This window comes from Streptomyces malaysiensis subsp. malaysiensis, assembly GCF_040653035.1.
In the GTDB taxonomy this organism is placed as follows: domain Bacteria; phylum Actinomycetota; class Actinomycetes; order Streptomycetales; family Streptomycetaceae; genus Streptomyces; species Streptomyces malaysiensis.
Genome location: NZ_JBEZNG010000002.1, coordinates 113,181 through 134,008 on the forward strand (window position 1 = coordinate 113,181; position 20,828 = coordinate 134,008).

Sequence of the window (20,828 nt, forward strand, 5' to 3'; positions counted from 1 at the left end):
ACTGGTTCAACAACCAGCGCCTCCACAGTGCGATCCGTGACACCCCACCCCGAGCGGTTCAATTCAGCCCTGAGCCGTATTCAAGACTCGGAAGACTGGCGCAGGGCGGCGATACCTGTCAGAAAGATGTCGACGCCGGCGAGGAATTGCTCGCGATCGTCGTGCTCGCGCAGTCGCGTCGCTGCCGCGTGGACGAACGGGTACCGGCTGGGGTTCACTTGCGCCCATTGCGCGGCAGCGGTGTCCAGGAAAGTTGCTCGGTCCGTGTCGCTGTCGGCGAGGTGCCGGGCGTTCGCGGCGTTCTGCACGGCGACGCCGAGGACGTAGTTCATGAGCGTGCCGGCCGCGTCGAAGCGCGATCGTTCGGGGATGGCCAGTGCGTCCAGCAGTCTGGCGATGCTCTCGTAGAAGTCCAGCAGAGCGGGTCGCCACGGCTGCCGGGAGAGTTCTGCCCCGACCCAGGGGTGTGCGTCGATCGCGTCGAACAGGCCCAGAGCAAGGTGGCGCAGGGTCTCCCGCGGGTCCGTATCCATGCCGGCGCCGGACAGTACGCGGGTGATGATGTCGTCGGTGGCGGCCGCGAGCAGGTCGCTCTTGTCCGCGACATGGTGGTAGATCGCTCCGTAGCCGGTGCTGAGGCGAACGGTGAGCGCGCGCAGAGTCAACGCGCTCTCGCCCCGGCTGTCCAGAAGCTCGATCGCGGTCTGGATGATCAGCTCTCTGGACAGACTGTCCGTGCGCCGCGGGGCCCGCTGGGATCGCGTCGCGGTTTTCTTCCTCATGGTCCTCATCATCGCATGAATGGATCGCCACTCCAACGTCGTGCTAGCTTGTTGGAGCGACGATCCAATCAGGATCGGTCCTGCGAGTTCGGGAGGAAACCCATGACGACACCGGTCACGATCGTCGGAGCAGGTCTGGGCGGCCTGACGCTGTCCCGGGTGCTGCACGTGCACGGCATCCCGTCCACGGTCTACGAGGCGGATTCCTCCCCGTCGACACGCACGCAGGGCGGTCTGCTCGACATCCGCGACTACAACGGCCAGCCGGCGCTTCAGACGGCGGGCCTGACCGAGGAGTTCCGCAAGATCATCCTGGCGGGACGCCAGGCGATGCGGCTCCTGGACCGGGAGGGGAACGTACTGCTGGACGTGCCCGACGACGGTACGGGTGGCGAACCCGAGGTGCAGCGCGGCGAACTGCGGCAGATGCTGCTCGACTCGCTCCCGGCCGGCACCGTCCGGTGGGGCCACAAGGTCAGCGGCGTCCGCGCCCTCGGCGACGGCCGCCATGAGGTGGCCTTCGCCAACGGCACTGCCGCCACCACGAGCCTGCTGGTCGGCGCCGACGGCGCCTGGTCCCGAGTCCGGCCACTGCTTTCCGGAGCGACACCCGAGTACACCGGCGTCTCGTTCATCGAGACCCACCTGTTCGAAGGCGACAACCGGCATCCGACCAGCGCGAAAACCGTCGGCGGCGGAACGATGATGGCGCTCGAGCCGGGGAAGGGGATACTGGCTCACCGAGAGCGCGGCGGGAACCTCCACACCTGGGTGATTCTCGCCAGGCCGCAGGACTGGTTCACCGGCATCGATTTCACCGACCCCGCCGCGGCCACCGCACAGATCGCACGCGAGTTCGACGGCTGGGCGCCGGAACTCACCGCGCTGATCACCGACGGCGAGACCGCGCCGATCCTGCGCAACATCCACACCCTGCCCGTCGAGCACCAGTGGGACCGGACACCGGGGGTGACCCTGCTCGGCGACGCCGCACACCTCGCGGCCCCCAACGGCGAAGGCGCCAACCTGGCCCTGTACGACGGCGCCGAGCTGGGCAAGGCCATCGCCGCGCACCCCGACGACATCGAGACCGCGCTCACCGAATACGAGCGGGCCATGTTCGTGCGCAGCGTCGCGGCCAACGCCGGGGCCCCCGATCTTCACGTGATGTTGGGCGAGGGCGCACCCCACAACCTGATCAACGCCCACGCCGGGAACTGATCAGCGCAGGGCGACGACACCGGTCAGGAAGATTCGGCCAGGGCCCTGGCCCGGCGCCGGGTGCGGCGCCGGTCCGGTGAAGGTTGTCGGGGGCACTCCACCCGGCGGGGTCGGGCCGTCGGCCCTCCGGACCGTCACTGCACTGTCGTCGGCTCCGGTGCGTTGTGGGCCCGGCGGTAGGCCACCGGGGACAGGCCCAGGTGGGTGTGGAACTGTTTGCGCAGGGCGACCGGGTCGCCGAAGCCGCAGGCGGCGGCAATCCGTGCGACGGGCAGGTCGGTGGACTCCAGGAGCAGGCGCGCGTGTGCCAGCCGGCGCTGGGCCAGCCACTTGAGTGGGCTGATGCCTGCTTCGCTCCGGAACCGGCGGGTGAAGGTGCGTACGCTCATGTGCGCGTGCCGTGCCATGTCCTCCAGCGTGATCGGTTCCGCCAGCCGTTTCAGTGCCCACTGCCGGGTTGCGGAGGTGGACCGGTCGGTGTCTCGGGGGACCAGGTGCTCGATGAACTGGGCCTGCCCGCCCTCGCGCCACGGGGCCGCCACACACCGGCGTGCCGCGGCCGCCGCGATGGCCGCTCCGTGATCCCGGCGCACCAGGTGAAGGCACATGTCGATGCCCGCGGCCCCGCCTGCGGACGTCAGAATGCGCCCGTTGTCGACGAACAGCACGTTCGGATCGACCTCGACGTCGGGGAACAGCTCCGCGAAGGTGTCGCACAGCGCCCAGTGGGTGGTGGCTCGCAGGCCATCCAGCAGGCCGGCTGCCGCGAGGAGAAAGGCCGAGGTGCACAGGCTCACGATGCGGGTCCGCGGCCGTATCCGATCCAGCGTCGCGGCCAGGTCGCCCGGCAGCGTCCCCGTGGCCAGCAGGTGCTTACCGGGCTCCTGAGTGGCAATCACCACGGTGTCCGCGGTCTTCAGTACGGACTCGTCGTGGTCGACGAGGATCCGGAAGTCCTCGTGCGTACGGACCGTACGGCCTCCGGGCGAGAAGGTGCTCACAGAGTAGAGACGGGTCCCGTCGGAGGTACACGCCTCGTTGAACACCCGGGCCGGGATGCCCAGATCCAGCGGCAGGACCCCGTCGAGAGCGAGGACGGCAACATGATGCGGCATGGCCGGAATGGTACGACAGGTGTCCCTCAGGCCACTCACCCGCCGCCGCGAGCACCCGCCAGAGTGGATCTCGCCGGGCCACGGTCCGGCACGAGAACCCACGAAACGGATATGAGCGAGGAAGCATGAGCGAGCACACCATGCGTGCTGTCACCATCAGGGAATTCGGCGGGCCCGAGGTGCTGACCGCCGAGCGGGTCGCCCGGCCCGAGCCGCTGCCGACCGAGGTGCTGGTGCGTGTGCACGCCGCCGGGATCAACCCGGTGGACTGGAAGACCCGTGCGGGCCAGGGAATGGCCGGGTTGCAGACGCTGCCGATGATCCTGGGCTGGGACGTCTCCGGCGTCGTCGAGGAGGTCGGCTTCGGCGTCACCACGCTCGCGCCCGGTGACGAGGTCTATGGCATGCCCTGGTTCCCCAGGGCCGCCGGTGCCTACGCCGAGTTCGTTACGGCGCCCTCCCGCCACTTCGCCCGCAAGCCGGCCTCGGTCGGTCACGTCGAGGCCGCGAGCCTGCCTCTCGCCGCGCTCACCGCGTGGCAGGCATTGGTCGACACCGCCGGTGTGAAGGCCGGGCAGCGCGTCCTCGTGCACGCGGCGGCCGGCGGCGTCGGGCACCTGGCGGTGCAGTTCGCCAGGCACCTCGGCGCCGAGGTGGTGGCGACCGCCCGCGAACCCCGGCACGCCTGGCTCAAGGAACTGGGGGCGGACGAGGTCATCGACTACACCCGGCAGCCGTTCGAGGACGTCACCGGCGACATCGACATCGTCATCGACTTGATCGGCGCCCTGGACGACACCGACGCACGTTCCGTGTCGGTGACTCGTCCCGGCGGCCTGGTCGTCGCGATTCCCGGCGGTGTTTCGGAGCGTCTTGCCACCGTGGCCGCGCAAGCCGGGGTGCGCACCAGCCCGTTTCTGGTGGAGCCGGACGCCACCGCCCTGCACACGATCGCCGGTCTGGTCGACTCCGGCACGGTCCGGGTCGAGGTGGAGCGCACCTTCGCACTGGAAGAGGCCGCGGAGGCCCACCGCCTGGGCGAGACCAACCGCACCCGCGGAAAGCTCGTTCTCACCGTCAACTGACCCTCGCACCTGCCCCGGAGCAGCACCATGTACTACGAAATCCGCCACTACCAGACCCAGCCCGGACGCCGCGAGGAGTGGGTCCGATACATGGAAGAGGTGATCATCCCGTTCCAGACCGCGCAGGGTATGAACGTGACCGCCTCCTTCATCGACGACCAGGACGAGGACGGCTACGTGTGGATGCGCCGGTTCGAGGACGAGTCGGACAGCGACGCCCTGTACGCGGCCGTCTACCAGCACAACCGGTGGAAGAACGAGATCGGTCCGATCGTCAACAGCCTGCTGATCCCCGAGAAGACGGTCGTCACCCGCGTGAGTCCCACCGCGGCCTCTCCACTGCGCTGAACCCGCGCCTACGAGAGTTCGACCACCACCGCGCCACCGCACAGCCGCAAGGAAAGTTGCCCATGAGCACTGATACGCCTGAAAAAACGGTTCCAGCCTCTTCGATCACCCAGGTGGCTGCCCGCGCACTCATCGAGGAGGTGCGCGCCGCCGCCATCCGGATCGGCTTCACGGCAGCTGTCGCCGTCACCGACCAGGGCGGGCATTTGAAGGCATTCGACCGCGCCGACGATGCGCCCTTCCTCACCGCCGAAGTCGCCGTGGACAAGGCGTGGACCGCGGTGTCGTTCCACACCCCGACCCATGTGTGGAACGACTACCTGGCCAACCAGCGCATCGCGCCGCTGGGCGGCCACCCGCGTGTGATGGCCGTGGGCGGCGGCTACCCGATCATCGACAACGGCCAGTGCGTCGGGGGTCTCGGGATCTCCGGTGGCAGCTACGAGCAGGATATGCAGGCTGCCGAGGAGGCCCTGACCACACTCGGGTTCGAGTTGCCCACTCGCTGACCGGACTCAACACATGCCGTCTGCCCTCGCACCGTCGAGGGCAGACGGGTTGCGTTCATCTCCGCCGCATCCGTTCGACCCAAGCCTTGCGGATGCCTCGGCCTCGGCCTCACTGACGGCGGCGCGTGGCCGGATACAGCCACCAGCCGCATCAGACATCGGTGGTGGCGACAGGACAGGCCCGCAGTGGTGCGTCGTATGTCGTGTCGAACTGCCGGCCCCAAACGGCCTTCTCGTCCCGTCGCGGTCGCGTCGGGACGAGACATCGGGCGGGCGGGCGATCAGTGGCCGTACGCTTCCAGCAGCCGCAGCCACACCTCGCTGACGGTGGGAAACGCCGGAACCGCGTGCCACAGCCGGTCGAGGGGCACCTCACCGACCACCGCGATCGTCGCGGCGTGCAGCAGTTCCGCCACATCGGGACCCACGAGCGTGAAGCCGACGATCACCTTGCGGTCCTCGTCGACGACCATGCGGGCCTGCCCCCGGTATCCGTCGGCGTGCAGGGCCGATCCCGCGACGGCACCCAGGTCGTAGTCGACGACGCGGATCCGGAACCCGGCGGTCTCGGCCGCGGCCGCGGTCAGTCCCACCGACGCGATCTCCGGTTCGGTGAAGACCACTTGAGGCACCGCACGCTCGTCGGCCGTGGCCACGTGGCGGCCCCACGGGCTGTCGTCGACCGCCTCGCCCTTGGCACGCGCCACGATGACATCACCCACCGCACGGGCCTGGTACTTGCCCTGGTGGGTCAGCAGCACGCGCCGGTTGACATCACCGGCGGCGTACAGCCACCCGCCGGCCAGCGGCGCCCCGTCATCTCCGACCACCCGCAGCGTGTCGTCCACCGCGAGCCAGGCACCCGGCGTCAGACCGACGGTGCCGAGCCCCATGTTCTGGGTGTTCGGCGCGCGGCCGATCGCGACGAGGACCTCGTCGGCTTCGACGTCCTCACCGGTGGTGAGCGTGATGTGCACCGTACCGTCGCCGTCGCGCTTCACGGTCCCGGCCTCCGCGCCGAGGAGCACCGAGACACCGGCTTCCCGCAACGACTCGGTGACCCGTTCTCCGGCGAACGGCTCCGCGAGCGGCAGGACACCGTCGCGGGCCAGCATCGTCACGGACGATCCCAGGGCGGCGAACGCCGTCGCCATCTCCGACGCCACGACACCGCCGCCGATGACGGCGAGCCGACCCGGTATCGCACTCGCGGCGGCGGCTTCCCGGCTGCTCCACGGCTCCGCCTCGCGCAGACCGGGGATGTCCGGCAGCAGCGCGGCGCTGCCCGTCGCCACCACGACCGCATGCCGCGCGGTCAGGGACGTCGCGACACCTGCCTCATCGGTGACCTCGACGACCCGGTCGGGACGGATCCGCCCCTGGCCCCGGTACAGCGTGATCCCGGCCGAGTCGAGCCAGGACACCTGCCCGTCGTCCTTCCAGTGCGAGGAGAAGGAGTCACGACGGCGGAGCACGGCCGTGACGTCCAGGTCACCGGTCACCGCCTCACGCGATCCCGGCACGTGCCGGGCCGCCCGAAGCGCGGCCGTGCTCCGCAGCAGCGCCTTGGTCGGCATGCAGGCCCAGTAGGAGCACTCGCCACCGACCAGGTCCCGCTCGACGATGGCGGCACTCAGCCCGCCCTGCGCCACCCGGTCGGCGACGTTCTCCCCGACCGGACCCGCACCGATCACGATGACGTCATACGTGTGGTCGTCCATGTCAGTCTTCCTTGGCGGCGCGGCCCAGACGCAGGGCCGAGATGAGGAAGAAGACGCCACCCGGGATGGCGTAGCCGATCGCGCTGGTGAGCGTGGGCTTGTCCGCGCCGGCCGACGCGACGAACGACGCACCGGCCAGGACCGAGATACCGCCGCTGAGGATCATCGGCCACTGGCCACCCATCTTGCGACGGGGAACGGCCACGATCAGCTGGACCAGCCCGGACACGATCGCCCAGGCTCCCCACACCCGCAGCACCGCCGGAATGCCGGACGCGGAGGCGATGCCCACGCCGACGGCCGCGACAAAGCTGACCGCCATGTTCACGTAGAGCAGCACCGGCGATCGAGTGGTGCGCGACGCGTTCGCGTCGACGACGGCCGCACCCACGTCGAACAGCGGATACAGCACCAGCAGCACGATCGCGACCGGGGTGAGCTCCTTGGCCATGGTGAACATCACGAGGGCCCAGACGATGGCGAACCCGAACCGGACGAAGTACAGCTGCCGCAGGGCAGAAGCCGTCCCGGTGGTACCGGACGGAGCAGCAATGGTGGTCACGTTGATCCTTTCGATGGATATGCGAAGGAGAAAGAAGTTCAGGGCTTCCCGCGGTCGGCGTTCACGATCGGGCCCGCCGTATGTCTCCCGGACCGGCGCGATCGCCCGGTCCTGTCGGTGCCGGGGCGGGTGACGGACCGGGCCACCGCCGAACGCGATGAGCCGCTGGACGCCCGTCTCTGCGAGACTGAACGTTCTGTTTCGTAGCCTGGCAAGAAACGTCGCACCTTGTCAAGACCGAACGTTCTACACCTAGAATGACGGCATGGTGCGCAGCGAATCCGAAAGCAGGCCGTCCGAAGCCCGGTCCCGGCTGCTCAAGACGGCCATCCGGGTGTTCTACGCGGAAGGGATCCACGCCGTCGGCGTCGACCGCATCGTCGCGGAAGCGCAGGTGACACGGGCCACCTTCTACCGCCACTTCCCCAGCAAGGAAAGCCTCGTCGTCGCCTACCTGAACGAGGCCGACCGCGCCATTCGCGGCCAGGCCGACGCGGCCGTCGCCGCGGGGCTCCCGGCCGCCGACACCATCCGGACCATCAGCGCGTCCATCGCCGAGGGCATCCGGTCCCCCGGCTTCCGAGGGTGTGCCTTCCTCAACGCCGTCGCCGAGTACCCCGACCCCGATCACCCGGTACACCAGGCCGTCCTCGCGCACCGCCAGTGGTTCCTCGACACCATCACCGGACTTCTGGCCAAGATTCGAGAGCAGCCCGCGGAACCCGCCGCCCGCCATTTCGTGATGATGCGCGATGGCGCGATGGCCGCCGGCTGCCTCTTCGACCCAGCACTGGTATGCGAGACCTTCCTACGTGGAGTCGAAGGACTCCTCAAAGCCCACGCCGCGCCCTCCTACACCGAGCCGGCCGACATGTGAGTCCGGTATCACGCCGTGCGGTGCCGACAACCGCGGTCGGTTTCACCGGGTGTCGCGGGCAGCATCCTCGATCATGTGCGTGACCACGCCGGGGCGACTGATCATCACGGCGTGGGAGGCGTTGACCTCCTCGGTGTGCGAACCGGCTCGCTTGGACATGAAACGCTGGACGTCGGGAGCGATCGCGTGGTCCTGACGGGTGATCAGGCTCCAGGAGGGGATGGTGCGGAACGCCTCCTCAACGCCGGCGTCGGAGACCGCTTTGGTGTTGGCGGGCCGCTGGACCGCTGCCAGATTGGCGGCTGTGGTCTCGTCGACATCGCCGGCGAAGACCTCCCGGAAGTGGGCCGGGTCGATGGACACGTCCGTACCGCCCGGGATGGCGGTCGAGATGAGCGGGATGGGCGGTGAGGACTTGGCGGCCAGATCACCCACCGTCTCACCCTTCGCGGGGATGAAGCCGGCGATGTAGACCAGGGCCTTCACATCGGGGTCCGAAGCGGCGGAGTTGGTGATCACGGCACCGCCGTAGGAATGGCCGACCAGCACCACGGGGCCGTCGATCGTGGAGAGGTAACTGGAAACGTAGGCAGTGTCGCTGGTGAGCCCCCGCAGCGGATTGGCGATGGCTCGCACCGGATAGCCGTCCTTGCGCAGTCGCTCCATCACCGACGACCAGCTGGAGGAATCCGCCCACGCTCCATGGACGAGGACGACGGTCGGCTTCGGGGAAGCGGATGCGGCAGAGGACCCGTCGTCGGTCGCCAGCGCCATGCCCGGAGCGGTGGTCGCACCGAGCAGAAGGAGGGCGCCGGCAGCAAGTGCGACGCGACGGGGGGTGCGAATTCGCATGACGTGGCCTTTCGGTTCGACTGTTGCTTCGAGGTGCGGAGGTGCTGCTTCGAGGTGCGGAGGGCCCCCTGCCCCACGTGGGCCCGGACGCCGCCGCCTCGCCCGGCACGGACACATGCGCACAGCGAGAGAGAACGTTCGGTCCCGTCATTACATAGGCTCGACGAACGCCATGTCAATACCGAACGTTCTACCTCGGGCGTTTGTTAGGCTCGCAGGATGAGCCCTACTCCAGAAGGTGGCAGCACCTCCGAAGCACGAGCACGGCTGCTCAGCACGGCAACCAGAATTTTCTACGCGGAAGGAATCCACTCCGTCGGCATCGACCGGATCACCGTGGAGGCGAAGGTGACCCGGGCGACTCTGTACCGACACTTCACGGGCAAGGAAGACCTCGTCCTCGCCTACCTCGACCAGGCCGACCAAGGAATCCGAGGACAGGTCGCCGCCGCCCAGGCAAGCAGCGAGTCAGCCGTCGGCAAGGTCCAGGCCGTCGCCGAATCCATCACCCAGGGCATCCTCTCCCCCGGTTTCCGCGGCTGTGCCTTCCTCAACGCGGCGGCCGAATACCCCGATCCCGCCCACCCGATCCACCAATTCATCCTGGCCCACCGCCAGTGGTTCCTGAACACCATCACGGACCTGCTGGCACAGACCAGCGACGCGCCCGCCGCCCCGGCAGCCCGGCACCTCGTGATGCTCAGGGACGGTGCCATGGCCGCCGGTTGCCTCTTCGACCCCGAACTGGTCTCCGAAACCTTTCTGCAAGGCGTCGCAGGACTCCTCCTCGCACGCACCGGCACAGCAACCGCAACCGCAACCGCGGCAGACACGTCCCCCTCCCTCACCAACACCACAGTCCAGGCAACCTGACCCCTGCCATCTGCGCTGTCACGCGATGGCGTTGGCGTTGTCGGCGACCCAAGCCCGGAAGGGCCGGGCCGGCTTGCCGGTCAGGGTCTGGACGTCACCGCTGGGGACGAGTACTGCCGCGCCGGGGCCCATGGTCTCCAGCACGGAGGTGGTGACGAAGTCCGGGGTGCCTTGCGGAAACGCCACCGTGGCCGCCTCGGCCTGGCTGATCTCCTGCACGGTGTACGAGCGGTGCAGTGTCTCGTTGATGATGGCGACCTGGTCGCGCACGGACAGGCGCTGCGGCCCGGTGATCGAGTATGCCCCGGGCTTCGGGTCGGTGGCGGTGAGTACGGCGACGGCCGCGGCGGCGATGTCGGCCGGGTCGACCACCGGGAGCTTCACGTCCGCGTTCGGGGCGCGCACGACACTGTCGGCGGCGCCGGCGACCCACATCAGGATGTTGTAGTCGAACCCGGCTGCCCGCAGCGACGTCGAGGGCACACCGGCCCGCATGAGGGCCTGCTCCCCCGCCTGGTGGCGGGCGGTGATGATGTTCGCCGGGCCGGAGGGCAGTTCGGTGACCGCGGTGAAGGAGGAGAGCAGCACGGTGTGTCCCAGCCCGGCCTCGGCGGCAGCGTCGGCGAAGACGGCCCCGTTGTCGTCGGCCATGTTGAGGAACGCCCGGTCGGTGCCGTCCAAGGCTCGGCGCACGGCGGAGGCGTCGGTCAGGTCACCCTCGACGATCGTGATGTCGGCGGGCAGGTCGGCCTTGGACGGGTCACGGATCAGGGCCACGAGCTGGTGACCGCTGCCGGAGAGCTGTCGGGCGACAAGGCCGCCGACGGTTCCGGTGGCGCCGGTGACGAGGATCTTCATCAGGTTCTTCCCTCTACTCGGTTGGCTCGGTGCGATGAGCTCGCCCCACCACGGTGCGACGGCACGCACCGGTCCGGGAGAGACCCGCGAAGACAGGTATCGGCAGTCCCTCCCTGTCCACGCCCGAGGGGCTCATACTCGAATGCATGGACAAGAAGGAGCTCGCGGGCTTCCTGCGGCGCCGCCGCGAGCTGCTGACCCCCGCCGACGTGGGCCTTCCCACAGGCGCACGCCGACGGACCCCGGGGCTGCGTCGACACGAGGTCGCCCAGCTCGCGGGGATGTCCCCGGACTACTACATCCGGCTGGAGCAGGCTCGCGGTCCGCAGCCGTCACCGCAGATGCTCACCGCGCTCTCCCGAGCGCTGCGGCTGGGTATCGACGAACGCGACCACCTGTTCCACCTGGCCGGTCACCACTCTCCACCCGCCTTCGCCGCCGACGACCATGTCAGCCCGGGCCTGCTGCGACTGCTGGACGCACTCACGGAACTGCCTGCCCAGGTCGTCTCCGACCTGGGTGAGGTCCTCGCGCAGAACAGGATGGCGGTCGCACTGCTCGGCGAGCAGACCGCATACACCGGGCTCGCCCGGAGCTTCATCTACCGATGGTTCACCCAGTCGGCCACCCGGGCGCTCTACCCAGCTGAGGACCACGAACACCAGAGCCGGGTTCAGGTCGCCGACCTGCGTGCCGCGGTCGCGCTACGTCCCCGGGACCCGCAGGCCGCGAAGCTGGTGGGCGCCCTGCGCGCCGCCAGCAGCGAGTTCGACGATCTGTGGGAGCGCCATGACGTCGCCGTACGCCGCAGCGACCGCAAGCGCATCGTCCATCCCGCCGTCGGCATCGTCTCCATCGACTGCGAAGTACTCGCCACCGCCCGGCAGGACCAGCGGCTGCTCGTCTTCACCCCCCGCCCGGGCAGCGATGCCGTGGGACAGCTCGAACTGCTGCGCGTCATAGGACACCAGAATCTCACCGCCCCGGATCCGTCAGCCACACCGCCTGATCCGATCCCTCACAGCGGCGACCAGCGGTAGCTCCGACGGCCCGGCACCGTCACCCGCCTTGCGAACACCGCCTGTTCCGGATGGCCCAGCCAGCGCGATGGTGAGAACGAGGGTGCGCGGCGCGCGCCTCGCGTCCGGGGTTCCGCGCACGAAGGAGTTTCCCGTGACCGATATATCGCGTGCCGGCACCGACGCCGGCAAACCTCACCCCGCTCGCGTCTACGACTGGTTGCTGGGCGGGAAGGACAACTACGCCGTCGACCAGAAGGTCGGCGAGGCGCTGCCCGAGGAGACTCGTGGCAACGCGGTCCGGAACCGGGCGTTCATGCACCGCGCCATCGCCTGGCTGGCGAAGAACGGCGGCGACCAGTTCCTCGACATCGGCTCCGGCCATCCCCACCGCACCCAACCTGCACCAGACCGTGCAGGCGATAGCGCCAGCCGCCCGGATCGTCTACGTGGACAACGACTCGATTGTCCTGCGTCACGCGGAAGCGCGGCTGACCAGCACCCCGGAGGGGGTGACCGAGTTCCTCCACGCGGATGTGCGGCTTCCACGTCGGCGTCGCCAGGGTCCCCTGAGCGGTCATGGCCCACCGGTCTTGTCGGCGGTAGTGGAACTTCCCGCCGTTCGCGGGGAGCGCGCGGCTACAACCGTTGCGCGGTGGTTGGGGAAGACCGGCGGGGTGAGGCCGACGGCCGTGGGGCCATCCGCGCCCTCCCCCACCTTTCGCAGTTCGGCGAGATCGCGTGGATCGTCCTGGTCGAAGGCGCGGGCGGCCGGCTTTTCCAGCTCGGTCGTTTACGGCCGATGAGTTGACACCGTGGACTTGACGATACGACCGTCCTTCACGATCACCGCGAGACGTGACGGGTCGCGCAGTACGGCTATGTCCTCAAGTGGGTCGCCGTCGACGAGGAGAAGGTCGGCCCGCTTGTCCGGCTCGACGGTTCCGATCTCGTGATCGAGGCCGAGCAGTTCGGCGTTGGTGCGGGTGCTGGCGATGATGGCGCCGTACGCGCCGAGGACTTCCGCCTTGAGCTCGAGCTCACGCGCCTTGGTGGTCGAGGCGTCGCCGAGGAGATCGGAGCCCGAGGCTATCTTCACCCCGTTGCGCAGTGCGATCTCCAGGGCCTCGTAGCCGCGGTCCCGGGCGAGACGCACCTTTCTCATGCTCCGCTCGGGGACGCCATGCTCGACCCCCTCCTCGTAGAGGTGCTGGTAGACGGCCATGGTGGGTACGAGGAAGGTCCCGGCCTCGGCCATGAGCTTCGCGGTCTCGTCGTCGATGAGGTTGCCGTGCTCGATCGATCGGACGCCCGCGTCCACGCAGTTGCGGATGGCCTCCGGGGCGATGGCGTGTGCCATGACGTAGGTGCCGGCGGACCGGGCGGCGGTGACTGCCGCGCGCAGCTCCTCCGGGGTGTACTGGACCGCTTCGAGGTCGTCGGTGGGCGACATCGCGCCGCCGCTTGCCATGACCTTGATGTGGTCGGCTCCGCGGCGGAGCTGCTCGCGGGCGTACTTCAGTACCTCGTCGGGGCCGTCGCAGACCTGCATGACGTACCCGATCTCGGGGCAACAGGACAGCGGCTCACCGACCTCGGCCATCCGCCGGAAGTCGCCGTGGCCTCCGGTCTGGGACAACGGGCGGTTGGCCACCAGCACCCGGGGCCCTTCGATGAGCCCCTGCTCGACCGCCGCCTTGAAGCCCCAGTCGGCGCCGCCGGCGTCCCGGACCGTGGTGAAGCCCTCCTGCAACGTCCGGGTGATGATCTGCGCGACCTTCACCGAGGCCAGGCTCGTAGGGTAGTTGCGGTGCTGTTCCAGCACATTGACATCTATGGCGCCAAGGTGCACGTGGGTGTCGATGAGGCCGGGCATCAAGGTGCGTCCCCTGCCGTCGACGGTGTGCTCAGCCGTGCCGGCCGGTGTCTTCCCGCCGATGGTGATCTCACGGATGAGCCCCCCTTCGACAAGGACGCAGGCCCCCTCGGCCGGCTCACCGACGCAGTCGACGAGGGTGACGTCTTTGAACAGGACCGACGTACTCATGTGGCTCCTTCGGATGGCGAGGTCTCAGAGGTCAGGGAGACGAGTCGGGGTGGGCAAGGGCCCGGGGTCATGCTCGTCGCACGCCGTCGCCGAGCACGGGGACGGCGGTTTCCGGCGTGCTGGTCGGCTCGTCCGTGAGCGATCGCTTCGAGGTCTCCGGAAGCGCCCTGGCACACAGCAGTGCCACGATCGACATGACGAGCAGGTACAGGGCGGGCGAAAGGTTGTTGCCGGTCTTCGAGATCAGGAAGGTCGCCACGAACGGTGCGGTGCCTCCGAAGAGTGTGTAGGCGACGTTGTAGGTGATGGCCGACGCCGTGTAGCGCACGCGGGCCGGAAACAGTTCCGAGAGGAGTACGGCGGTGACGACGTTGCACATGACCGTGCCCAGCGCGAGCAGCCACTGGCCGCCGATGATCCGCGGGAGCGAGTTCCCTCCTGCCAGCGCGAAGGCCGGCAGCACCAGCACGGCGAGCAGGAGGCAGGAGATGGTCATGGTCGCCCGGCGTCCCACGCGGTCGGAGAAGCGGCCGAACACCGGTGCCAGCGCGGCCGCGAACAGAAGAGCGATGACGCTGGAGAGCAGCGCGGTCGAGCGGCTCACATGCGCTACGGCCTGGAGATACGTCGACATGTAGGAGGTGAACGTGTAGAAGGAAAGCGCCGTCACACTGATGAAGCCGCCGAGCTTGAGCATCGCCCCGGCCTGCGGGCCAAGCGCTCTCCAGGTTTGGAGCGGCGCCCTCTCGTGTTGCTCCTCGATGGCATGGAAGGCCGGGGTCTCCTCGAGCCGCGACCGGATGTAGAACCCGAACAGGCCGAGCGGCGCGGCGACGAGGAAGGGGATCCGCCACCCCCAGGACGACATCGATTCCGCGGACAGCGACGCGGACAGCGCGAACGACAAGAGTGCGGCGAGGGCGAAGGACAGGAAGGTGCTGACCGGGAGGAAGCTGGAGTAGCGCCCCTTGCGGTCGGGGGGACAGTGTTCGAGGACATACGCGCAGGCGCCGGCGTATTCGCCGCCGGCGGAGAAGCCCTGCACCGAGCGGGCGGCGCAGAGCAGGACCGTCGCCGCGATGCCCACCGTGTGGTAGGAGGGCAGCAGACCGATGACCGTGGTGGATCCCGCCATCATCAGGATCGTCACCGCCAGCGTGCGTCTACGCCCGATACGATCGCCGATGAGGCCGAAGACCATGCCGCCCAGAGGGCGGAGCGCGAAGGCCACCGCGAAGACGGCGAAGGTTTGCAGAAGAGCCGCGGTGGAGTCGCCGCTCGGAAAGAACTGCTCTGCGAGGATGGTCGCCAGGAAGCCGTAGACCGCGAAGTCGAACCATTCGACGAGGTTGCCGATGGCGGCAGCGAAGATCACCTTCTTGAGGGTCCGTATGTCCTGCTGGGTGTGCGGAGCTGTTGCTGCCATGACGTATCGCCTCTCTTCGAGGATTGCGCTGAGAGATCGTGGTGCCCGGGAGATGACGGAGGAATGAGGGATACGGGGGGAGAACAGGGGGAGAGAAAGAGAATGGGCGAGCCGCCGGTGCGCGGGAAGCGCGGGTCAGGTCTCGTCGACCGTGAAGAGACAGTGTTCCGCGCCCGCGGCGCGGCAGCGTATCTCGCGTGACCGGACGCCGGTGGCGTCGCGGGGCCGGACGTGGTCCACCGCACCCTCCAGCCAGCCGGCGAACATGTAGCAAGCACTCCGCTGCGGGCCGACGGCTCGCGCGGCGAGAGCCGAATCGTCGAGCCGCACCCTCGCGCGGCCGCGGTCCAGGTCCAGTTCCTCGATCGTGAAGCGGCCCCAGCCGCGGCGGCTCATGTGCTCCAGGTAGTGGCGTACGACCGCGGCGCCCTTGAGACCGTGCCTCGCCGCCTGGTGGGCACACCACTGCTGGGCCGAGTGGTAGCCGGGCGCCCGGAACAGCGTAGTGCTCGCGTCGTACCCGATCCGCTCCTCCACGGCATGGAGGTTGTTGGTGATCAGGTGGCGCGGCACGAGGATCATGGGGAGTCCGTCGACCGACCACTGGCCGCTGACGGGATCGACCTCCACCGGGAGGGGAATCGCTTCTGACATCGCACCGCCTTCCGTCTGTATTTCGACGTTATACAGAGCCCGTGGAGGTGTGTCTATGGGTTGGACAAGGGTCCGCCGCAGTGCGGCGCCGGGGTTGGTGTGCCTTCTGCGACGGCCGGGCCGAACCGCCCTCAACCGCTTCACGACGAACGTGGGGGAACACGAACCCTGACACAATCGGGGTATGACAAGGCGGCAGCGCACCCTGATGGACCGGGCGTACCAGGAGATACGGCAGCGTTACATGACGCTCCAGCTTCGCCCTGGAGACTGGATCGACGACCTCAAAATCAGTGAAGAGATGCAGCTGAGCCGCACGCCTGTGCGGGAGGCGCTGTTCCTCCTCGCCTCCGAGGGCCTCGTGCTGGTGCGCCCCGGGGGCGGTTTCCTGGTGCGCCCGCTCGACCTCATCGACACCAGCAACCTGTTCGAGGCGCACGTGGTCGTGGCAAAGGCCGTCGCCCGGCTCGCGGCGCTCCGCGCCACCCCGGAGGACCTCAAAGAGCTCCGGGCAGCGGATGCCGCTGTTCAGCAGGCCATCCTTCGACGGGACCCCGCGGGGATCGCCGCGGACAACTCCTGTCTCCACCGCCTGGAGGCCACCGCGGCGCATAACGAGTACTTCATGCGGCTCGCCTGCCAGATCCACGACCAGGAGCAGCGCCTCGGCTACCTCGCCTTTGGCGGGACGGACGACTGGGACCAGATACACGACCACTTCGTCCTCGTCCAGAAGGACCACAGCGAGCTGATCCAGGCGTATGAGGACCGCGACCCGGACACGGCAGAAGCCATCGCGACCCGGCATGTGCAGCTGTTCCGCAAGCGCATCATGGAGTTCTTCGCGAGAAGTGACACCGACACCGTGGACCTCAGCGGAGATGTGCTGACATTCGGGAGCTGATCGGGACAGGCGTCAGCTGACGCCGCGGATCGCCGTCTCTGGCCCGCCAGGCCCGGTAGCCGCTCAAGGTCACCGCGATCGGCTTGGCCGGCGCGTCGGGCGCGGCCAAGCCCGCGGCGAGGGGCGATGAGACGGTCGTGCTCCAGCCGCTCGAGTCAGTTGTCGGTGACGAAGTCGACCACCAGGCGATTGAACTCGTCGGCGTGCTCGAGCTGGGCCCAGTGACCGCAACGGTTGATGAGGTGGGCACGGGAGTTCGGGATGTTGGCGGCGGGGCTGCTCATGAAGACGCCGCCGACGTACGCCATCGCCAGCATCGACCATGCCCTCCGGCTCGCGACGATGCTCCAGCTCGAGGGCTCGCTCAGAGTCGCCGAGGCGGCCGAGCGGCTCGGGGTCGCACAGTCAACCGCGAACCGGCTGCTCCAGATGCTCGTCTACCGCGACTTCGCGGTGCAGGACGAGACACGCGTCTACCGTGCCGGTCCGGTCCTCGAACTCGCCGCGCATTCCCTGTCCCGGACCGCGCTCCTCCGTTCCGTCGCACTGCCGCATATGCGCGGCCTCGTCGACGCCGTGGAGGAGTCGTCGCTACGACCGCGACCGGCTCCCGGCTCTGGTCGCGACACTGAACCGGGCGGCCGGCGCGATCCAAGCCGGGCTCACGCTCGCCCACCGGTGACGCCAGGGCCTCCCCCGGCGTCCGAGGAGCAATAGGCGATCGCCACCCCGGCAGTCGGCGGGCACGGGACCGGCGGCAACGACATCGAGGTCGAGCCGGACCGTCGCTGACACCTCGGGAGTATGCTCAGTGGCCGGAGGTTCAGGCATGGGTGGAGATGGGGTACCCGGGCAACCCCGCACGCGCTGACGTGGTTTCGGCTGTGACCTGTCGTCGCGTGCCGCTCGGTTCCGCGGCACGACGCGGCGACGTCCCTGGTGACGTCGCCTGATTCGCGTTTCCCCTCGGCTCATCAGCCCGCATCGGGCGTGGGATGAGTCGTGCCTGCGGCCCGAAGGGCTACTACTCCATGTTTCCTGTTGTTCTCGTCTGCCTGGCCTATGTGAGCATGGCGCTGCCAGACGGCGTGCTCGGCATCCTCTGGCCCTCCATGAGCGCCGATTTCCACCAGCCCCTGGGAGCGCTGGGGCTGCTCCTGCCGTTCGGGGTCGCCGCGGCGGTGCTGTCGAGCACCATGACCGGGCGCATTCTCACCCGCGTACACATCGGCCAGCTGTTGTCCGCAAGCACGGTCCTGTCCGTGGTCGCCCTGCTCGGCTGCGGTCTCGCGCCGTCGTTGTGGGCAGTGGTGGCGGCGACTGTCGTCCTCGGACTCGCATCGGGCGCGGTCGACTCCGGCCTCAACGCCTACGCCGCAAGCCGTTTCGGCGCCCGGCACATCACCTGGATGCACGCCTGCTACGGGCTGGGCGCCGCCATAGGACCAGCGACGGTCGGCGTCGCCCTGAGTTCCGGCATTCGGTGGCGATGGGCATACGTCATCATCGCCGCGGTGCAGATGACGCTCGCCTGCGCTTTCCTCCGAAACGGGCGGCGTTGGGCCGCCCGCCCGGACGGCCCTGTGACGACAGCGGTCCGTAGGCACGCGTCAGCCCCGGTGAGCGGCCTCGGCGGCCCAGCCGGACCACGCCGGTATGTCCTCGCGCTGAGCGCGGCAGTCTTCGCCATCCACATCGGCATCGAATCCGGCACCGGGCTGTGGGCCTACGTCTTCCTCACCACGGGCCGCGGGCTCCCGCCACAGACCGCGGGCTTGGCGGTATCGGGCTTCTGGGCATCCATGTTCATAGGCCGAGTCATCCTCGGTCCCATCGCCGAACGCGTCGGTGCGGCACGCGTCCTCTCCTGCGCCGTCGGGGGAATCGGCGGCGGCGCGGCCATGATGGCTCTGCCCGGACCGGCGGTCCTCGCCCTCGCCGGCATGCTGATCCTCGGACTCGCGGCAGCGCCGATCTTCCCCCTGCTCACCCTCACAACGGCCGGACGAGTCGGGCATGACCACGCGGACAAGACCATCGGCTTCCAGGTCGCCGCGTCCAAGATCGGTGCCGCTGTTCTCCCAGCCGGGATGGGACTGCTCATCCAGCACCTGGGCGCGACCGCCCTGGGACCTGCCGTGCTCACCCTCGCCCTCGTCATGGCAACCGGCTACGGCCTGCTCGTGCGCCTGACCACCTCCGCAGAAACACCGATCCCCCCGGAGCCCCGGCCCGGCCGGAGCACCGAGTCCTGACTGTCGGCGCGGCGCGAGGCCGCAGGGCGGCGGACGCCCCCGGCCTCGGTCGCCCCCGATCGCAACCCCCACGGTCCGGGTGAAGCCAACCGGTCCCTCAGGGAGCGCTGCTGGGAATCACGCAGTTCTTCGGCTGGGGGTGGCCGGTGGGCCAGCCCAGGCCGACGAACTTCAGCTTGCCAAGTCCTTCCCGGCCCGGATCCAGCTCGACCACCGCGACCGGTTTGTCGTATGCGTTTCCGCTGCTGGTCAGGCAGATCAGGCCGCTCGCGCCCCGCACCCGGTGCCGGGACTGGAGCAGCGGCCACTGCGCGCCGACGTCCGCACTGCTGGGCGCCGCCTCGGCGCTGCCCTCCTGCGCCTGGTGGAGCGCCTTTCCGATGGTGATGAGGCCGTCGTACACCAGCATCGTCCGGGAGTCCTCCAGGCTCGGGGTGGAGCCGAGCTTGATGTCCTCGCCGCGGGTGGTCTCGATGCGCTTCTTCAGCGTGCCCAGGGCCGCGTTGGGCTCGGTGAGGTACTGCGGGAGCTCCTCCTTGGCGGGCTCGCGGTCGTGGTGGGCGGTCCACTCCTTCTTCCATTCGGCCAGCTCGGTACGCCAGGCGTCCGGATGCGCGGGGGCGGCGTACTGCACCGTCACCTTGGCCTTGCCTCCCTCACCGCGCAGCTGTTGCCAGTCCTTCTCGGTCATGTCCTGCCGCAGCGAGGCCGCGTCGGAGCCGCTGACGATCGTGTAGTGCCGGTTCTCGCAGTCCACCTGGGCCAGTTTGAGCGCCAGGATCCGCAGATGCAGGGTGCGGCCCGCGAAGTAGATGGTGTCGGCGCCCGAGTCGCAGATGTTGTTGGCCGTCTGGGAGAACTGGTTGCCGGTCGAGCCCGGTTCGTCGATGGCCGGGGATTCGAAGGGCATCGCGGCGGGGCCGGGCGGGCCCTGCTCCTCGATGCCGCTGAACGCCTTCGCCAGCGACTCGTTGTAGCCGTCGCTGCGCTTGTCGTAGACCAGCACCGTCTTGCGGTTCTGTCGGCCCCGTTCGCCGTTGAAGTTGGCCAGCGCCTGGGCCGCGTCATGGTTGGTGGGGATCAACCGGGCCAGACCGGGGAAGCGTGGCTTCGCCGTCCCGTCCGTGCGGTCCGCGTTCGCGATCTCGTCCCCGCTGATCCGCGAGGCGAGGACCGGGACCTTGTGTTGCGTCAGCCGCTCGACCGCCTCCCGCGTGTCATCGAGGCTGAGGTTGAAGCCCGTGACCGCGCGCAGCCGGTCCTTGGACGAGTCGGCCATCCGCAGCAGGGTGTCCACGACCTTCTGCTGCTGCTTGTAGGCCCGTCCGGGGTTGGCCAGCACCAGCCGGATCTTCGGCGGCTCCCCCTCGCCCTCGTTCGCCTGCCGCTGCCCGAGATACGCGCCCTGGAGGTCGCTGCGCATCTGCCGGCGCAGCGCTGGCTTGTCCGCCTGGAGCGGCAGCATCAGCGCCACCGTGACATGCGGGCGACCGTCGATCTTCTTGTTCTCCTCGGCGATGGCCCGGGACACATCGTGGATCTCGGGCGTGCCGAAGTCGTAGCCCTCCCCGTTGACGCCTATGCACTCGCCGCCGGTCCGCTCGACCCCGTCGGCGCAGGTGTCCGGCTTCTGGACGAAGGACCAGACGAGCCAGAAGCACACCGCGACCGCCCCCACCGTCAGCAGGGCGTAGAGGATCTTCTTCCACCTGGGCATCCC

Annotated in this window: 21 protein-coding genes and 1 pseudogene; 11 read left to right on the forward strand and 11 right to left on the reverse strand. The window is 69.0% G+C overall.

Annotated elements, in window-relative coordinates; all coding sequences use genetic code 11:
* Positions 1-80 precede the first annotated feature (80 nt).
* Positions 81-782 (reverse strand): TetR/AcrR family transcriptional regulator, encoded by a 702-nt coding sequence (locus tag AB0E24_RS04675; RefSeq protein WP_100808725.1) that lies wholly within the window; start codon positions 780-782, stop codon positions 81-83.
* A 102-nt stretch (positions 783-884) separates the two neighbouring features.
* Here AB0E24_RS04675 and AB0E24_RS04680 point away from each other — a divergent pair, with 102 nt between their 5' ends.
* Complete coding sequence (locus tag AB0E24_RS04680) at positions 885-2,003, forward strand: FAD-dependent oxidoreductase (protein ID WP_359374906.1); 1,119 nt, start codon at positions 885-887, stop codon at positions 2,001-2,003.
* 134 nt (positions 2,004-2,137) lie between these two features.
* Here AB0E24_RS04680 and AB0E24_RS04685 read toward each other — a convergent pair whose 3' ends face one another.
* Entirely contained in the window at positions 2,138-3,118 is a 981-nt protein-coding gene (locus tag AB0E24_RS04685) for a GlxA family transcriptional regulator (RefSeq protein WP_359374908.1), read from the reverse strand.
* A gap of 125 nt (positions 3,119-3,243) precedes the next feature.
* On the opposite strand from AB0E24_RS04685, the gene AB0E24_RS04690 reads away from it, so the two are divergent.
* From AB0E24_RS04690 to AB0E24_RS04700, 3 genes are all read left to right on the forward strand, one after another.
* On the forward strand, positions 3,244-4,203 hold the full coding sequence (locus AB0E24_RS04690) for an NADP-dependent oxidoreductase (protein ID WP_359374910.1): 960 nt from the start codon (positions 3,244-3,246) through the stop codon (positions 4,201-4,203).
* Positions 4,204-4,230: 27 nt separating this feature from the next.
* Positions 4,231-4,551, forward strand: a complete 321-nt coding sequence (locus tag AB0E24_RS04695) for an NIPSNAP family protein (protein ID WP_251771183.1) — start codon at positions 4,231-4,233, stop codon at positions 4,549-4,551.
* A 113-nt stretch (positions 4,552-4,664) separates the two neighbouring features.
* Positions 4,665-5,060: a GlcG/HbpS family heme-binding protein gene (locus AB0E24_RS04700; RefSeq protein WP_251771182.1), complete on the forward strand. Its 396-nt coding sequence runs from the start codon at positions 4,665-4,667 to the stop codon at positions 5,058-5,060.
* A 281-nt stretch (positions 5,061-5,341) separates the two neighbouring features.
* On the opposite strand, the gene AB0E24_RS04705 is transcribed toward AB0E24_RS04700, so the two are convergent.
* Together AB0E24_RS04705 and AB0E24_RS04710 are read right to left on the reverse strand one after the other, a co-directional pair.
* A complete protein-coding gene (locus AB0E24_RS04705) occupies positions 5,342-6,781 on the reverse strand; it encodes a dihydrolipoyl dehydrogenase family protein (protein WP_359374911.1) in 1,440 nt (479 codons plus the stop codon).
* A gap of 1 nt (position 6,782) precedes the next feature.
* On the reverse strand, positions 6,783-7,343 hold the full coding sequence (locus tag AB0E24_RS04710; RefSeq protein WP_069869539.1) for a DUF308 domain-containing protein: 561 nt from the start codon (positions 7,341-7,343) through the stop codon (positions 6,783-6,785).
* A 265-nt stretch (positions 7,344-7,608) separates the two neighbouring features.
* On the opposite strand from AB0E24_RS04710, the gene AB0E24_RS04715 reads away from it, so the two are divergent.
* On the forward strand, positions 7,609-8,220 hold the full coding sequence (locus tag AB0E24_RS04715) for a TetR/AcrR family transcriptional regulator (protein WP_079255778.1): 612 nt from the start codon (positions 7,609-7,611) through the stop codon (positions 8,218-8,220).
* A gap of 42 nt (positions 8,221-8,262) precedes the next feature.
* On the opposite strand, the gene AB0E24_RS04720 is transcribed toward AB0E24_RS04715, so the two are convergent.
* Positions 8,263-9,072, reverse strand: coding sequence for an alpha/beta fold hydrolase (locus AB0E24_RS04720; protein WP_359374914.1), 810 nt, complete (start codon positions 9,070-9,072; stop codon positions 8,263-8,265).
* A 219-nt stretch (positions 9,073-9,291) separates the two neighbouring features.
* Here AB0E24_RS04720 and AB0E24_RS04725 point away from each other — a divergent pair, with 219 nt between their 5' ends.
* A complete protein-coding gene (locus tag AB0E24_RS04725; protein WP_359374916.1) occupies positions 9,292-9,945 on the forward strand; it encodes a TetR/AcrR family transcriptional regulator in 654 nt (217 codons plus the stop codon).
* An 18-nt stretch (positions 9,946-9,963) separates the two neighbouring features.
* On the opposite strand, the gene AB0E24_RS04730 is transcribed toward AB0E24_RS04725, so the two are convergent.
* The gene (locus AB0E24_RS04730; protein ID WP_359374918.1) at positions 9,964-10,803 is read right to left on the reverse strand and encodes an SDR family oxidoreductase; all 840 of its coding nucleotides are present in this window, start codon (positions 10,801-10,803) and stop codon (positions 9,964-9,966) included.
* Between the two features lie 146 nt (positions 10,804-10,949).
* On the opposite strand from AB0E24_RS04730, the gene AB0E24_RS04735 reads away from it, so the two are divergent.
* A complete protein-coding gene (locus AB0E24_RS04735) occupies positions 10,950-11,843 on the forward strand; it encodes a helix-turn-helix transcriptional regulator (RefSeq protein ID WP_206331050.1) in 894 nt (297 codons plus the stop codon).
* Positions 11,844-11,910: 67 nt separating this feature from the next.
* A pseudogene (locus AB0E24_RS04740) lies at positions 11,911-12,370 on the forward strand (SAM-dependent methyltransferase); the annotation flags it as partial.
* Between the two features lie 245 nt (positions 12,371-12,615).
* Here AB0E24_RS04740 and AB0E24_RS04745 read toward each other — a convergent pair.
* The 3 genes from AB0E24_RS04745 to AB0E24_RS04755 form a co-directional block, all read right to left on the reverse strand.
* Positions 12,616-13,869: a metal-dependent hydrolase family protein gene (locus AB0E24_RS04745; protein ID WP_102933124.1), complete on the reverse strand. Its 1,254-nt coding sequence runs from the start codon at positions 13,867-13,869 to the stop codon at positions 12,616-12,618.
* Positions 13,870-13,936: 67 nt separating this feature from the next.
* The gene (locus AB0E24_RS04750; RefSeq protein WP_359374921.1) at positions 13,937-15,244 is read right to left on the reverse strand and encodes an MFS transporter; all 1,308 of its coding nucleotides are present in this window, start codon (positions 15,242-15,244) and stop codon (positions 13,937-13,939) included.
* Positions 15,245-15,430: 186 nt separating this feature from the next.
* Positions 15,431-15,949, reverse strand: coding sequence for a 4-vinyl reductase (locus AB0E24_RS04755; protein ID WP_069869531.1), 519 nt, complete (start codon positions 15,947-15,949; stop codon positions 15,431-15,433).
* Positions 15,950-16,133: 184 nt separating this feature from the next.
* On the opposite strand from AB0E24_RS04755, the gene AB0E24_RS04760 reads away from it, so the two are divergent.
* A complete protein-coding gene (locus AB0E24_RS04760; RefSeq protein WP_200764599.1) occupies positions 16,134-16,853 on the forward strand; it encodes a GntR family transcriptional regulator in 720 nt (239 codons plus the stop codon).
* Between the two features lie 155 nt (positions 16,854-17,008).
* On the opposite strand, the gene AB0E24_RS04765 is transcribed toward AB0E24_RS04760, so the two are convergent.
* Positions 17,009-17,137 (reverse strand): alpha/beta fold hydrolase, encoded by a 129-nt coding sequence (locus AB0E24_RS04765; protein ID WP_430541504.1) that lies wholly within the window; start codon positions 17,135-17,137, stop codon positions 17,009-17,011.
* Between AB0E24_RS04765 and AB0E24_RS04770 the strand changes: the two genes are divergently transcribed.
* Both AB0E24_RS04770 and AB0E24_RS04775 read left to right on the forward strand, forming a co-directional pair.
* A complete protein-coding gene (locus tag AB0E24_RS04770; RefSeq protein WP_359374924.1) occupies positions 17,136-17,570 on the forward strand; it encodes a helix-turn-helix domain-containing protein in 435 nt (144 codons plus the stop codon). The two genes, AB0E24_RS04765 and AB0E24_RS04770, sit on opposite strands and share 2 nt — an antisense overlap.
* Positions 17,571-17,884: 314 nt before the next feature.
* On the forward strand, positions 17,885-19,108 hold the full coding sequence (locus tag AB0E24_RS04775) for an MFS transporter (protein WP_359374926.1): 1,224 nt from the start codon (positions 17,885-17,887) through the stop codon (positions 19,106-19,108).
* A gap of 97 nt (positions 19,109-19,205) precedes the next feature.
* On the opposite strand, the gene AB0E24_RS04780 is transcribed toward AB0E24_RS04775, so the two are convergent.
* A complete protein-coding gene (locus AB0E24_RS04780) occupies positions 19,206-20,825 on the reverse strand; it encodes an ABC transporter substrate-binding protein (protein WP_359374928.1) in 1,620 nt (539 codons plus the stop codon).
* Positions 20,826-20,828: the final 3 nt, after the last annotated feature.

What these genes read in the sequence shown, in the direction of transcription:
- AB0E24_RS04690 (WP_359374910.1), top strand. Translation starts at nt 3,244, where the DNA reads ATGAGCGAGCACACCATGCGTGCTGTCACCATCAGGGAATTCGGCGGG.
- AB0E24_RS04775 (WP_359374926.1), top strand. Translation starts at nt 17,885, where the DNA reads ATGTTTCCTGTTGTTCTCGTCTGCCTGGCCTATGTGAGCATGGCGCTG.
- AB0E24_RS04725 (WP_359374916.1), top strand. Translation starts at nt 9,292, where the DNA reads ATGAGCCCTACTCCAGAAGGTGGCAGCACCTCCGAAGCACGAGCACGG.
- AB0E24_RS04735 (WP_206331050.1), top strand. Translation starts at nt 10,950, where the DNA reads ATGGACAAGAAGGAGCTCGCGGGCTTCCTGCGGCGCCGCCGCGAGCTG.
- AB0E24_RS04765 (WP_430541504.1), bottom strand. Translation starts at nt 17,137, where the DNA reads ATGAGCAGCCCCGCCGCCAACATCCCGAACTCCCGTGCCCACCTCATC.
- AB0E24_RS04685 (WP_359374908.1), bottom strand. Translation starts at nt 3,118, where the DNA reads ATGCCGCATCATGTTGCCGTCCTCGCTCTCGACGGGGTCCTGCCGCTG.
- AB0E24_RS04680 (WP_359374906.1), top strand. Translation starts at nt 885, where the DNA reads ATGACGACACCGGTCACGATCGTCGGAGCAGGTCTGGGCGGCCTGACG.
- AB0E24_RS04715 (WP_079255778.1), top strand. Translation starts at nt 7,609, where the DNA reads ATGGTGCGCAGCGAATCCGAAAGCAGGCCGTCCGAAGCCCGGTCCCGG.
- AB0E24_RS04760 (WP_200764599.1), top strand. Translation starts at nt 16,134, where the DNA reads ATGACAAGGCGGCAGCGCACCCTGATGGACCGGGCGTACCAGGAGATA.
- AB0E24_RS04695 (WP_251771183.1), top strand. Translation starts at nt 4,231, where the DNA reads ATGTACTACGAAATCCGCCACTACCAGACCCAGCCCGGACGCCGCGAG.
- AB0E24_RS04780 (WP_359374928.1), bottom strand. Translation starts at nt 20,825, where the DNA reads ATGCCCAGGTGGAAGAAGATCCTCTACGCCCTGCTGACGGTGGGGGCG.
- AB0E24_RS04745 (WP_102933124.1), bottom strand. Translation starts at nt 13,869, where the DNA reads ATGAGTACGTCGGTCCTGTTCAAAGACGTCACCCTCGTCGACTGCGTC.
- AB0E24_RS04755 (WP_069869531.1), bottom strand. Translation starts at nt 15,949, where the DNA reads ATGTCAGAAGCGATTCCCCTCCCGGTGGAGGTCGATCCCGTCAGCGGC.
- AB0E24_RS04720 (WP_359374914.1), bottom strand. Translation starts at nt 9,072, where the DNA reads ATGCGAATTCGCACCCCCCGTCGCGTCGCACTTGCTGCCGGCGCCCTC.
- AB0E24_RS04730 (WP_359374918.1), bottom strand. Translation starts at nt 10,803, where the DNA reads ATGAAGATCCTCGTCACCGGCGCCACCGGAACCGTCGGCGGCCTTGTC.
- AB0E24_RS04705 (WP_359374911.1), bottom strand. Translation starts at nt 6,781, where the DNA reads ATGGACGACCACACGTATGACGTCATCGTGATCGGTGCGGGTCCGGTC.
- AB0E24_RS04675 (WP_100808725.1), bottom strand. Translation starts at nt 782, where the DNA reads ATGAGGAAGAAAACCGCGACGCGATCCCAGCGGGCCCCGCGGCGCACG.
- AB0E24_RS04770 (WP_359374924.1), top strand. Translation starts at nt 17,136, where the DNA reads ATGAAGACGCCGCCGACGTACGCCATCGCCAGCATCGACCATGCCCTC.